This window comes from Specibacter cremeus (genome assembly GCF_003946885.1).
Taxonomy (GTDB): domain Bacteria; phylum Actinomycetota; class Actinomycetes; order Actinomycetales; family Micrococcaceae; genus Specibacter; species Specibacter cremeus.
On sequence record NZ_RWKQ01000003.1, the window covers coordinates 78,320 to 91,645 of the forward strand.

A 13,326-nucleotide genomic window follows, 5' to 3' on the forward strand; every position below is an offset into this window, starting at 1 on the left:
ACAATTGAAAATTCCTCCATCTTCAAATTAGCCGAGACTAACTGGTAGCGTGGGCGGGTGGAGATCCACCAACTGCAGATGCTGCGCGAACTTGGCGAGCTCGGCAGTGTCAAGGCCGTGGCCGAGGCACTGTCCGTCACCCCGTCCGCCGTCTCCCAGCAGCTGGCGGTGCTGCAGCGCGGCATCGACACGCCGCTGACGCGCAAGGACGGGCGGAACCTGGTGCTCACCGAGGCCGGCCAGGTGCTCGCGGACGCCGGCGCCCAGGTCATCAGTGCCATGGCCGGGGCGCGCGCCGCGATCGGCAATTACGAGCAGGACCGCCTGGGCACGGTCACCATCAGCGGCTTCCACAGCGCCGGGCAGGCCCTGTTCGGCCCCCTGGTGCGCGAGCTCGCCGCCCAGCGCGCGGCGCCGGCGGACGACGACGGCGCGGGCGGCGCGCCGCAGGTCCGGTTGAGCGACGAGGACGTGGCGCAGCACGACTTTCCCGCGCTCACGGCCCGCTACGACCTGGTCCTCGCCCACCGCATGGACCACAGCCCCGCCTGGCCGGCGTCGAAGGTGCACGTCATCCCCCTGGCCCACGAACCGCTGGACGTCGCCCTGTCCGTCCACCACCCGCTGGCGGGCCAAACGGCCCTGTCTCCCGCCGACGTCGTCGATCAACCGTGGGTCACGAGCCGCGCCGGCTACTCCCCCGCCGACGTGCTGGCGGCCATTGGCGCCATGGCGAGCCGGCCGGTCAACGTGGTGCACCGGATCAACGACTATTCGACCGTCGCGGCGCTGGTGGCGACCGGCGACGTCGTCGGGCTGCTGCCGCGCTACACGTCGGCGCCCGCGCTTGACCCGGGGGTGGTGCTGCGCCCGTTGAGCGGCATCAGCACGCGCCGGCGCATCGACCTGCTCGCCCGGCCGGAGAGCCTCAAGCGGGCATCGGTGCTGATCGTCGCCGAGGCGCTGCAACACGTCATGGCGCGGCTGGCGGCCTGATTCCGCCCCGGTGGTCGAGCTTGTCGAGACCCGGGATTTCGGCAGGCTCAATCACCGAACCGGTGGTCGAGCTTGTCGAGACCCCCGCGGATTTCGGCAGGCTCAATCACCGGGCGGGCTGGCCGGCCTCGAAGTAGGCGATGAGGTCCTGGGGCAGGGCCGGGACATCCAGCGACCCCCCGCCGGTGCGCAGGGACTGTGCCGCCAGGACGCCGGCCGCCACAGAGGCGCGGGCCGCAACCGGGGAGGTCGCGGTGGCACCACCCTCGCGGGCAAAGCGGAGGAATTCGGCAATCAGCAGCGGATCCGCCCCGCCATGGCCGCCGTCACCGTCGCGAATCTCCACCTTCTCATCCGGCTCCACCAGGCCACCCTGGGAACGGGTGGTCCACACATGGATGAAATCGCCGGGCCCGTCGCCAAAGTTCTCAATCCGGCCCTTGGTGCCAATGACCGTGTAGTTGCGCCAATAGTCAGGCGTGAAGTGGCACTGCTGGTACGAGGCCAGGGCCCCGTTGTCCAGCACCATCTGCATCATCGAAATGTCCTCGACGTCGATGACCGGGTTGAGGTCCGTCTGCTCCGTGGGCGGCCAGTTGTCCAGCGAGAACCAGTCACCCATGCGCCGGTCCGAGTTGTCCCTGCGGCTGGTGACGTCGCCGTAAACGGCCAGGCCACCGATAGCCGAGACCCGCTTGGAATAGCCGCCGGCGAGCCAGTGGATCACGTCAATGTCATGGGCGCCCTTTTGCAGCAGCAGACTGGTGGTGTTGGCGCGCTCGGCGTGCCAGTCCTTGAAGTAGTAGTCCCCGCCGTTGCCCACAAAGTGGCGGCACCAGACGGCCTTCACCTCTCCGATCGCCCCGGAGGCGATCAGCTCACGCATCTGCACCACCACCGGCATGTGGCGCATGTTGTGCCCCACATACAGCCGCGTCCCCGTTTCGAAGGCGGTGGCCAGGACGGCGTCGGCCGCCTCCAAGGTCACGTCCAGGGGCTTCTCGCAGAACGTGGGAATCCCCGCTTTCAACGTCCGGACCGCGATCTCGGCATGGCGGTTGTCCGGGGTCAGCACCAAAACCGCATCCAGCCCGGCACCCAACAGATCCTCCAGGTCAGCGGTGACAACCGCCGTCGGGAGCTTCTCCGCCGCGTCGGCCCGGCCGCGCTCCGAAGTGTCGCACACCATGACCACCTCAGACCCCTCACCGGGCTTGTGCACATGACGCCACAGCGACGCCCGCAAACCGAAACCCACAATCCCCACACGCATGTCACGCGTGGCCCCGGCCTGCTCAGGCACGGCCTCTACCAAATCAGTCACAACACTTCTTCTCTCTATTTCTTCAATCTCAAAAAGTCAGGGGGCGGCCGGCGCGGTGTCGCGCACCAAAAGCTGCCAGGGAAATTCCAGGACCTGCGGCGGGCCGGACTGGTCCTTCGCCCGGCGCACCAGGAAGTCGGCCAGCCTGTCAAAGAAGCCGGACGGGCCAACGCTGGTCAGTGACGGCGCCATCGCCTCGCCCTGCAGGGTGTTGCCAATGCCCACCACCGCCAGGTCCCCAGGCACGTCCAGCCGCAGCCGCTGGGCCGCATGCACCGCGGCAATGGCCACGAAGTCAGAGGTGGCGAAGATGGCCGTGGGCGGGTCGGGCTGCCGCAGCAGGGTGACGGCAGCTTCATAGGCGCTGATTTCGTCGCCGTCGAACGTCGCCACGTAGTTCTCGCGCAGCTCGAGGCCCGCTCGTTCCAGCCCCCGCACGTACGCGCCGTACCGGACCGAGTTCAAGGACCTCAGGCTGTTCGCAGACGTCAGGCACGCCACCTTGGTGTGGACTGCCGTCAGGTGGTCCATGGCCTGGTCCATGGACGTTCCCGCCAGGGAACGGACTACGTCGAAGCCGTTGGGTTCAAGGGTTTCGCTGAAGACGACGAGCCGGTTGCTCCGGGCGAGTTCGGCCAGGAGTTGGGCGTCCCCTTCCTCATCCGCGGCATCGATGAAGACAACATCGGCCCCCTGCCGCTTGATGGCGGTGCGCCAGTCGGTGTCGGCGAGGATCATGGGCGTGATGCCGGCCGGGGCAACAGCAGCGCCCACCGCCTTGCTGACGGACAGGGACCACGGGTCGGAAAGCATGGTCAGTGAAAGCATCATCAGGTTCGACTTGCCGGTCCGGATGGTCCGGGCCGCCTGGTTGGGGCGGTAGCCCAGCCCCAGCGCAGCCTCCCTCACCCGCAGCTCCGTTTCGGTGGACACCCCGGGGGCATCGGTCCGTCCCGACCGGCCGGAAAGGACATAGGAAACCGTCGCCGTGGAGACTCCCGCCGCCTGGGCGACAGTACGAATGGTGGCACGCCGTGGCGACACACTTGCCGAATTCATTGAACTCCCCTGCTTTCCTTCCAATGGTCCGTGCAAAGCAATCCTCATGAAGTGCCTGACGGCGCATTGCTTGAGCCTATAGGCGCCGTTGCGGCCGCATCCTGCTGCCGCCACGGCGCCTGTGGCCCAAGACCCGAACTTACAGTCTTACACCAGCGCCTTCTGGTACTCCTCGCGCATTTTGTCGCCGCCGCCGCTCTTCCACTTCGCCACTGCCGCATCCCAGGTGTCCACGCCGGCACGGCCGGTGAGGATGTCGGTGGCGGTGTCCCGGGCGGAGGTGGTGAGCTTGGCGCCCACCTTGGAGCTGGTGTCCGAGTACGTGCCTGCGGTGGGGTTCCGGCTGGCGTACTGCAGCAGCTGCTTGGAGGCGTCGTAAATGGCCTGGGTGTCTTCGGTGAAGGAGGCGCTGTAGATCGGATTCTCCGGGCTGGACATGATTTGCAGCGCACTGACCAGACCGGGGGCGTTGGTGTTTCCGGCCTTGGTGAACACGGGGTTGCCGTTCTTGTCGAACGTGAAGTCCTGGCCCTCGGTGCCGAAGTTCTTCTGCAGGTACTCTGCGCTGCCAAAGGGCGCGGCCATCCAGTTGTAGAAGTCCAGGATCTCGCGGATCCGCTTTTCGTCCGTGGTTTTCTTCAATGGCGTGAAGCCGACGGTGCCGTAGCCCATGTCATAGACCGGCGTGGCCTTGCCGTCATGGCCGAAGGGGATCAATACTTCGCCGTGGCGGGTGGGGTCGGCCGCGCGGACCTCGCTGATGCCGGTGGGGCCCACCGAGACGTAGGCGGCCAGCTTGTTGGCCACGAACGGCGCGTTGAAACTGGAGAGCGTGGTGTCCGGGTTGAAGAAGCCTGCCTTGAACACCTTGGCGGCAAATGCCAGCATGGCCTTGTATTCGGGGGTCTCATACATGTGGGTCAGGGTGCGGTCCTTGTTCAGGCGCCAGCCGGTGGGCACACCGAACCATTCGCCAAACATGTGCATCTCATTGATGTAGTCGCTGCCCAGCACAAAGCTTCCGGGGAAGGCTTTGAGCACTTCGGCTCCCTTGGCCATGAAGTCGTCGGTTGAGGTGAACTTGAAGCCGCCCACCTTGCTCCACATCTCCGGATTGCCGATCATGACCTGGCCCATGGGGGTGGACGGAATCGGGGCTCCCCAGATTTTGCCGTTGACGACGGCGGTTTTCCAAGAGTCCGGCTTCAGCGCGGCCAGATTGGGGTACTGAAGCACAGCATCACCGGAGAGGTACTTGGTCATGTCGGTGAACTTGGCTTCCAGCATGGGCCCGACGTTGGGAATGCCCTGGTTCGGCGGCAGCCACATCAGGTCCGGCAGGTCGCCGCTGGCCAGCATGGTGGCAAACTTGTCCGGGTAGCCCGGGTCAGTGCCGATGGTCAGGTTCAGCTTGGCGCCCAGGGCAGTGTTCAGCCGCTGCCAGAACGGGTTCGAGTCCATGCCGGGCGGCGGCGTGGCGAACGTCTCCGTGTACGCCGACAGGTCCTGCGTCAAAGGCGCCTTGGAGGTCGTCTTGACGAAGCTCTTGGGCATCGAGAGGAATGCCGGCTGGAGGCCTTGGGCGTTGCCCGGCAGATCGGGCTTGATGCCTGTGAATTCCTTGTAGGTGGGCAGCTTGACCGCGGCCGAGGCGGCAGCGTTGCCGCCCGATCCGGACGAGCTGCACGCCGACAATGAGGTGCCTATGGCAAGGGTTGCCGCGCCGACACCGAGCATGCCCAGGAATCCCCGCCGGCTGAAACCGGCAGTTGTGGCTGAAGACATGGTGCGTCCTTTCGTTGGTGATTTTTGTAGTTTTGGCTATTTGGTTCAGGAAAGTCGGGAGGGTTTCACCCCTTGACGGCACCGGTGATGACGCCCTTGGTGAAGTGCCGCTGAAGGAATGGGTAGACGAGCAGGATCGGCACCAGGGCGATGACCACCACCGCCATTTGCAGCGATTGCGGCTGGGTCTGCACGGCAACTCCCAGCTGGTCAGCCGTCATCGACTTCCCCTGCAGGACATAGGAGCGCAGCACCACCTGGACGGGCCACTTGGACGTGTCGTTGAGGTAGAGCAGCGCGTTGAAGAACGCGTTCCAGATGCCCACCGCATAGAACAGCCCGACGACGGCGGTGACAGCCTTGGACAGCGGCAGCACCATGGTCCACAGGATCTTCCAGTCGCTCGCGCCGTCGATGCGCGCGCTCTCAAGCAGCTCGGCCGGGATGTTCATAAAGAACGAGCGCATGACAACAAAGTTGAAGCCGCCCAGGGCACCGGGAAGGATCAGCGCCCAGAGGCTGTCGATCAGCCCCAGCTGCTTGATCATCAGGTACATGGGGATGATGCCGGCGCTGAAGAGCATGGTGAACAGCACGGCCAGCACCACGGGGCGGCCGAAGAGCACCGGACGGCTGGTGGCATAGGCCAGCAGGATGGTGACGAACAAGGCAATGGCGGTGCCGACGATGGTGATGAAGGCACTGACCCCCAGCGCCCGGATCATCAGGGTTCCCGAGAACAGTGTCCGGTACGCGTCAAGGTTCGGGTGCGTGGGCCACAGGACGTAGCCGCCGGACTGCAGGATCTGGGTGTTGTCGGCGAACGACGTCGAGAACACAATCAGCACCGGCAGGCCGATGCAGACGGTCACGCCGACGACGATCAGCGCCTTCATCGCCGAATAGAGCGCGGAGGGCTTCTCCTTCCAGGCGGGCCTGTTCGAGGAGTAGGTCAGTCCGGGAACCTTTTTGGATTTCAACAAAGTCATGAGAGTTCTCCTTGCGGCCGGCGGAGCCTAGCCGACCTTCTTCTGGAAGAGCCCGGCCTCGCCGAACTTGTGAGCCAGGGAGTTCGCCCCCCAGATGAGCAATGCGCTGATGACGCCCTTGGCGAGGCCGGCGGCAGCGCCGGCACTCCAGTCGCCGCCGATGACGCCCGAGTAATAGACGTAGGTGTCGAGGACCTCGGCGGCGCCCGGGCCGACATTGTCCCGTTGCAGGATGAACTGCTCGAACCCGACGCTGAGGATGTCGCCGATGCGCAGGATGAGCAGCAGGATGATCACCGGGCGCAGCGAGGGCAAGGTGACGTGCCACAGCCGGCGCCACCGCCCGGCACCGTCGGCAGCCGCGGCCTCGTAGAGGGAGACGTCGACGGTGGACAACGCCGCCAGGAAGATGATCATGGCCCATCCGGCGTCCTTCCAGACGAGCTGGATGGTGGCCATGAGAGGGAACGTGGCAGGGTCGGTCATGAACGGGATGGTGCCCAGCCCCATCAGCTTGAGCGTGTTGTTGATGAAGCCGGCGCCTCCCAGAAACTCCTGGAAGAAGGTGATCACCAGAACCCAGGACAGGAAGTGCGGCAAGTAGACGATCGACTGGAAGACCTTGCGGACGCGCCCGTTCGACAGTGAATCAACCACCAGGGCCAGGATGATCGGGATCGGGAAGAAGAGCACCAGCTGGGTGGTGGCCAGCACCATGGTGTTGCGGAATGCGCCGAGGAAGTCCGGGTCGTCGAACAACCCCACGAACTTCTCAATCCCCACGAACGGCGCCTCAAAGATGCTCAGGTAGGGCTGGTAGTCCTGGAACGCGATCACGTTTCCAAGGATGGGGATGTAGGCGAAAAGGAGCATGACCACCACGCCGGGAACCATCATGAGGACCATCTGCCAATCCCTGCGCCAGCGGACCTTGAACGGAACGTGGTGCACGGCGGTTTTGCGCCTGGCCGGCTTGCCGCGGTGACCTGCGGATGGGCGGGTGGAACGTGCGCCGGACTGCACGGTGGCAGCCGACGTCTCCAGGGTTTCCTGACGTGTCGTCGGGCTCATGGGTGCTCCTGGTGGTGGGTTCTGGGGATGCGGCGGCGCCGTGGCGGATAGCACGGATTGTGAGGCCCGCCACATGTTGTTAACCGTTTAACAACCATAGGTTACGCACCGACTCCGTGCAAGATCTTGATTCAAATTTCCCAAATACGTCATGTTCTCTCATGGGTGCGGGGTGGAGGCAACAGTCGCCGGGCGCGGGATTGCGGCCACAGCCGCACCGTGCGCCACAATTGAGGCAAGCCACGGCAGGGATCGGTGACTGTCCCCACCGCATCCGCGAAGGAGTAGTTGTGTCCAGTTGTTGCAGCCCGGAAGGCCGCCCTGCGTCCGCGCCGGCGCGCGCAGACGTCGCCGCCGATGCGCAGGCGGCGGGCGCCCCCGGGGCGTTCACCCCGGCAGATCCGGCGCCGGGTGCGGGTGCCGTCCATGACGACGTCGCCGTCCCGGCCGGGACCTTTGCCATGGGCGACCCCTTCGGCGAGGGCTATCCCGCCGACGGCGAAACGCCCGTCCATGAGGTCAGCGTCTCCGCCTTCCGGATCGATGCCACGGCCGTGAGCAACGCCCAGTTCGCCGCCTTCATCGATGCCACCGGGTACCGCACCGAATCCGAGGTCTACGGCACCTCGGCCGTGTTCCACCTCGCCGTGCAGGCAGACAAGGCGGACATCCTGGGCACGGCGGCCGGCACCCCGTGGTGGCTGAATGTGCGCGACGCGGACTGGGCGCACCCCGCCGGGCCGCTTTCGAGCTGGGAGGACATCCCTGACCACCCGGTGGTGCAGGTCTCGCACTCCGACGCGCTGGCATACTGCGCCTGGGCCGGGCGTACCCTGCCCACGGAGGCGCAGTGGGAGTATGCCGCACGCGGCGGGTTGGCGCAGGCGCGCTATCCGTGGGGCAACGAGCTGCACGGGGTGGCGGCGGACGGCACCGACGTCCACCGCTGCAATATTTGGCAGGGCACCTTCCCCACGGAAAACACGTGCGACGACGGCTTCCTCACCACCGCGCCCGTGCGCACCTTCGAGCCAAACGCCTACGGGCTGTTCCAGACCAGCGGCAACGTGTGGGAATGGTGCGCCGACTGGTTCCTGCCCAAGTACTACAAGTCATGCCTGGCCAAGGGCACCGTGGAGGATCCCCCCGGACCAACCATCGGCCGGGGCCGGGTCATGCGCGGCGGCTCCTACCTGTGCCACGACTCTTATTGCAACCGCTACCGGCTCGCCGCGCGCAGCTCCAACTCCCCCGAATCGGCGAGCGGCAACTGCGGCTTCAGGACGGTCGCCCCCAGCCGTTAGGCCCGCCGGACACCCCGGCCGTTAACCACCAGCACGGCACCCCGCCCGGGTTCCACCGTGATGGCGTCCCCGGACTGGTAGACGGCGCCGGGCTGGAAACCCGCAATCGGTGCAGCGACAACCGCCGATTCGGCCAAGTGCCCGAACCCGGTCGCAAACTCCAGGGTCACAGAGACGGTCTCCGGCGCCCAGCTCGCCAAGGCCGTGACCAGCCCCGACGGCGTGATCCACGATGTCGCCAGCACGTCGGAGTGGCTCGTCCGCACCGGCGCACCCGGATCCCAGTGCCCCACCATCGGCGCCGCGTCCAGCCCGTGTGTGGCCCAAAAGTCCCACAGCGGCCTATTGTCCACCCGCGGTGCCCGGCCGGTCATGCCGAACACCAGCCCCCGCCACGGGTTGCCTCCGCCTTCGAGCATCTCTCCCATGAGCCCGAACGGGATGCCGGAAACTTCCACGAGCCAGTACGCCGGGTCGGTGCCGTCGTAGTCGAAGTATTCGCCCAGCCACAGCCGGTCCGTGTAGGGCAAGTGCTCCAGGTACATGTTGGCCGAGGAGGCGAAGCCGTCCTTCGCGTTGAACTGGTTGGCCGAGTGGAGGTCGATTTCCGGGTCCGCGCACCGCCGCTGGAGCACCTTGCGGACCCGCTTCATGGCGTGCCGGTCGAAGGCGATGTCGTCGAGGTAGATGCCGTCCGCGCCGGTCCGGCGCAGCAGCTCGTCCAGCCCGCGGATGTACCAGTTCTGCAGGCGCGACTCCCCCGTCGTGACCACCGCGACGTCGTCGACGTTGGGCGCGTACCAGGCGGAAACGTAGTTCTGCCCTGCGTGTTCCTGCGGCCAGATGTGCCCTGCGCCCGGCCCGGGGCTGAAGATCTCTCCGTCCAGCGACAGCAAGGGCAAGATGTCCGGGCTGTGCGCGGTCAGCTCCCGCACGGTGTCGTACACCTTGACCTTCAGCCCGGCCGCATGGGCCTCTTCCACGTAGCCGGCCAGCGCGGCGCTGCTCAGCAGGGGGTCGTTGATGTAGGGCGCCAGGGCCGTGGCGTGATGGACGTTGACCACGGTGGCACCGGTGGCCGCAATCTCCGCCACGCTGCCTTGGTCATGGAAGTACCTGTTGGCCAGCTGGCGTTGCGGATTGATCGGCTTGAAGGGGGTCAGCAGCAGCCGGAAGCCATAGTTGAGCCCGTCCCCGGGCGCCATGGTCCGCGGCCCGCTGAAGGCCTCAAGCACGACGCCTGTTCCTCCCTCCGCAGCCCCGTCCCGAAGCGTGACCCCCGCGGCACCGGGGGTGTCCGGATTGGCCCAGGACGTTGGCGCATTCAGCGGCTTTTCACGGTAGAAGTTCGTGTTCAGCGGGCGCGCGTAGTTGTCGTCCCGCAGGACCAGCTGCACCCCGATGTTGGCATCGCCGAGCCAGAGCGCGTCCTGGTTGCGGGCGGCCACGTCCCAGTCCCAGTCGAGGCGCTTGGGACGCAGGCCGCCGGGCACGCCCAGGCCCATGGCATACGGCACGGCAGCCGCGTCCAGGGCCATCGCCAGCCGCACGTCGTCCAGCTCCATGTCGTCACCGACGCCGCCGGGAAGGTGCAGCCGAACGGCGAAGTCCGCGGCGCCGTCGGCCTCCAGCTGCCCCTCGACGGTGACCACCAGGGATGTGACGGGGCTGGTCCACGTGCATTCCCAGCCGATTCGGGCCGGCCCGTGAATGGTGAACCGAACAGGCGAGTGGTCCCAGCGGACGGGGCCGGCGCTGAATTGCGGTTCCACTGACAGTGGACGCCGCAGAAGCCTGCGATCCGGGCCATCGGTGTCGGTCACCGCGGCCGTGAAGGAGGACGAAAGCTGGGCCGGCAGGCCGTTGGCGGCAAGCACCATGGTCCGTCCGAGGATGCCCAGGGTCCGGGTGCCCTCGTCGAGGGTCACGGGTGTGAAGGGGCGGACGAGTTCGTCGTCCTGGGCCAGTGTGGAATCGAGCCACGCGAGACGGTGCAGCGACCCGGGGTCGCTGTCGGCGGCACCATCCGGTTCCGCGCAATCCGTGTCGGCGGCGGCCACCTCCAGACCAAGCGCCACAGCGGCGCTGCCGGCCGGCCCGGCCACGGTGACGACGGCCTCAAGCGTGGTTCCTGCAGCCTCCCCGGGGACCGGCACCACCACGTAAAGGGCCTGGACGGAGCCGTCGGCCAGCACCAGCGTTTTGGTGAACGGGCGGCCGAGCCGGTCCACGCCGGCCGTGTTCACACAGCGTGCCCCGGCCTGCCCGCCGGGGACGTGTACGGACACGCCGATGCCGTCCAGATCCGCCAGCGCATACAGACCCAGCTGCAGCACGTAGTCCTCGCCGGGCCGCGCCTGCGCGGTCAGGCGCCCCGCGGGGGCGTCCGGCGATGCCGCGGCGACGGGTCCCTCCAACGCCCAGTGCGCCGGTATGGCGGAGCGCATCGACACCGGGTGCAGCCGGTCCTGGGCGAAAAGCAGGAACGGCGCGCCGGGATGTTGTGCACGCAGCGCTGACAGCTCGCCCGCTGTCGCGGTGAAGTTCATCGGGGCGAAGGAATCCCAATCACTGGCGGCCTCGTACCGCACGGCCCTCGCCTCGGAGTACCCATGGTCGGCGGGCCACACGCCGCCGGCGATGTCCCGCACCCAGGCTGGATCCGCCGTCGGGCGGGCCGGCAGGTATTGGGCCTGGGGATAGTGCGCGGGCCCCACCAGGGCGTAGGGCAGGTAGTAAAAGTAGTACGTGCCGCCGCCGTCCACGGGTTCAAAGGTGAAGTGGCCGGCGGCGGCGCTCTGCGGGCCGGCCACCACATTGTGCACGCGCGTGCCGGTGGCCGCGGACACCACGATCACGTCCACCGCGGCGGGATCGGGGTCCTGCCTGCGCCAGGGCAGGGTGACGGTGTTGGCGCGGGGACCGGCTGCACCCTCCGGGACGCCGGGCGCCACCACCACGATCCTGTGGTTGCCGTACAGGAGCTTGTCCCACTCCCCCGTTCCGCAGTCAAGCTCCGGGTGCAGGCGCGATGGCGGCGCGATCGGGCGGGCGGCGGGCATTACGGTGGCGGGGTTGTGCATGCGGTTCAGCTCCAGGGCGGTTCGGCTCCACTGCGGTTCGGACGGCAGTGACAATGGCACATCCATGCTTTCGTGATTCTTGATGATCGGAAAGCAGTATTGTGATTCTCAATCACTCATATTACGGACATTGGGAGGTCACCTCACCACGCCGGCACCTCGGCGAGGGACCTCCCCCTCTCATCGTGCGGAAGGGAGCCGGAGCGCCAGCCAGTGGAGCAGGGCGTCGGCCTCCCGTCGCTGAAACGCGCGTTAGCGTAGGGATCCCCGGACGGAGTGGGGTGGCGCGACATGTCCATGAAGTAGCCGGCGAAACCGGCGAGGACGGCGCCCACATCCGGTGCGCTCACCCCAGCGAATACGGGATGATTCGCCAGGTGCAGCTCCGGCTTACTTTCCCCATCCAGAGTCTCGGCATTCATCAACACGCCAAGCGCACCTACCCACGGGGCCCCGACGGCGGCCCGCCGTTCAGGTTCGCTGCAACGCACGGATCGATTTCCTCGAAGGGCCGCTTGAGCAGTTTCTCCCTCCCCCGGAACGCCGCCCTGATCGAGTCTTCATAGCGCGGCAAGCCAGGGGCTCCTGCCAGGCCGACACGCCCATGACGGCGAGCGTGTCCAGCACGTGCACCAGCTCCGCGTCCCGCCATGGTTCACCCGGGTGCCGACCGTCAACGTCGGTGAGGGCCAGGGCAACCCGGGTTCCGCACAGTGGCAGCTTGGCGTCGCCACAAAGTGCCCGAAAAGTGAGGAAGCGTCACCGGCAAGTGCCCCTAACTGAGGGAGCGTTGGTGGAAAACGACCCATTGCTGAGGGAGCGTCGCTCAGAGGGCCGGGGCCAGGGCCAGTACGGTGGCGTCGTCGGCGTCCTCGCCGATCCACGCCTGTTTGCGGCGCAGCGCGGCCATCAGGTCCAGGGCGCCAACGGGCGTGCTGACGCGATCCAAGAACTCCTCGGCGGACTCGACCAGGCCCAGGTCGACGGCCCGCCACGCCCCGTCCGTGGCGAGGACCACGATTTGTGGGCGGTCCAGCTGGACGACGAGGGCGTGGTCGGCGGCCTCGGGCTCGCGCCGGGCGACCCACAGGTTGCCGTCCGTGTTGCGCAGCTCCCGATCACGGCGAAGCAGGGCCAGGCGTTCCCCGTCGTCGTCGGTGCGCCGGGGCGTCTGGGGCCACGGCCGCGAGGGGGCCCCGGCCGAGCCTGCGAGGTTGGGGAGCGGTGTCTGGGGCCCCGGCCGCGAGGGGGCCCCGGCCGAGCNTGGGGATCGACCCGCGCGTCGGCGAGCTCGGCCATGACGACGTGCGTGCCGCCGTCGTGCGTTTGCACCACGACGCGACAGTCGGCCAACGACGCGACCTGCACGCCGTCGTCGTTCAACTGGGCGATGGAGATCGCGGCGCTCGGAAACCGTGTGAGCTCGTCACCGACCAACTGCCGCGCGGCCCCGTCGACGGCCGCCAGCGCCGAGGCAAGCCGGGCCCGCACGCCGGTGCGCCCGGCCGTTTCGACGCAGGGACCGGCCAACAGCATGGACAGCGACTGCGCAAGCCATTGCGGATCCGAGGCGGCCGGCAGCCCCAGCGGGTCGAGCAGCGTCGTGGCGCCGTCGATGATCCACGCGTTCGGGCCGGCGAACCCGCAGGCGTCCTCCTGGACGTGCGCGTCCCCCTCGGATTGCACGCGTGAGCGTATCTCCCAGCCGTGAGTCA

At 67.3% G+C, this 13,326-nt stretch carries 10 protein-coding genes; 3 read left to right on the top strand and 7 right to left on the bottom strand.

Features of this window, described 5'->3' with window-relative positions; translation table 11 throughout:
- Window positions 1–57: 57 nt before the first annotated feature.
- Window positions 58–996, top strand: coding sequence for a LysR family transcriptional regulator (locus EJC77_RS01765; RefSeq protein ID WP_125609857.1), 939 nt, complete (start codon window positions 58–60; stop codon window positions 994–996).
- 106 nt (window positions 997–1,102) lie between these two features.
- Here the strand turns inward: EJC77_RS01765 and EJC77_RS01770 are convergent, their stop codons facing one another.
- The 5 genes from EJC77_RS01770 to EJC77_RS01790 form a co-directional block, all read right to left on the bottom strand.
- Complete coding sequence (locus EJC77_RS01770) at window positions 1,103–2,269, bottom strand: Gfo/Idh/MocA family protein (RefSeq protein WP_125609911.1); 1,167 nt, start codon at window positions 2,267–2,269, stop codon at window positions 1,103–1,105.
- Between the two features lie 87 nt (window positions 2,270–2,356).
- Complete coding sequence (locus EJC77_RS01775; RefSeq protein ID WP_338069448.1) at window positions 2,357–3,427, bottom strand: LacI family DNA-binding transcriptional regulator; 1,071 nt, start codon at window positions 3,425–3,427, stop codon at window positions 2,357–2,359.
- 99 nt (window positions 3,428–3,526) lie between these two features.
- A complete protein-coding gene (locus tag EJC77_RS01780) occupies window positions 3,527–5,164 on the bottom strand; it encodes a twin-arginine translocation signal domain-containing protein (protein ID WP_125609859.1) in 1,638 nt (545 codons plus the stop codon).
- A gap of 65 nt (window positions 5,165–5,229) precedes the next feature.
- Window positions 5,230–6,153: a carbohydrate ABC transporter permease gene (locus EJC77_RS01785; protein WP_125609860.1), complete on the bottom strand. Its 924-nt coding sequence runs from the start codon at window positions 6,151–6,153 to the stop codon at window positions 5,230–5,232.
- 27 nt (window positions 6,154–6,180) lie between these two features.
- The gene (locus EJC77_RS01790) at window positions 6,181–7,059 is read right to left on the bottom strand and encodes an ABC transporter permease (RefSeq protein ID WP_420820287.1); all 879 of its coding nucleotides are present in this window, start codon (window positions 7,057–7,059) and stop codon (window positions 6,181–6,183) included.
- Between the two features lie 455 nt (window positions 7,060–7,514).
- On the opposite strand from EJC77_RS01790, the gene EJC77_RS01795 reads away from it, so the two are divergent.
- Window positions 7,515–8,528, top strand: coding sequence for a formylglycine-generating enzyme family protein (locus EJC77_RS01795; protein ID WP_240629646.1), 1,014 nt, complete (start codon window positions 7,515–7,517; stop codon window positions 8,526–8,528).
- Here EJC77_RS01795 and EJC77_RS01800 read toward each other — a convergent pair.
- Together EJC77_RS01800 and EJC77_RS01805 are read right to left on the bottom strand one after the other, a co-directional pair.
- Window positions 8,525–11,677 (bottom strand): glycoside hydrolase domain-containing protein, encoded by a 3,153-nt coding sequence (locus tag EJC77_RS01800; RefSeq protein ID WP_125609863.1) that lies wholly within the window; start codon window positions 11,675–11,677, stop codon window positions 8,525–8,527. The two genes, EJC77_RS01795 and EJC77_RS01800, sit on opposite strands and share 4 nt — an antisense overlap.
- 760 nt (window positions 11,678–12,437) lie before the next feature.
- Window positions 12,438–12,629 carry a hypothetical protein gene (locus tag EJC77_RS01805; protein WP_125609864.1) on the bottom strand — a complete coding sequence of 64 codons (192 nt, stop codon included), beginning with the start codon at window positions 12,627–12,629 and terminating at the stop codon, window positions 12,438–12,440.
- 279 nt (window positions 12,630–12,908) lie between these two features.
- Between EJC77_RS01805 and EJC77_RS01810 the strand changes: the two genes are divergently transcribed.
- On the top strand, window positions 12,909–13,322 hold the full coding sequence (locus EJC77_RS01810; RefSeq protein ID WP_125609865.1) for a hypothetical protein: 414 nt from the start codon (window positions 12,909–12,911) through the stop codon (window positions 13,320–13,322).
- The last annotated feature ends 4 nt before the right edge of the window (window positions 13,323–13,326 follow it).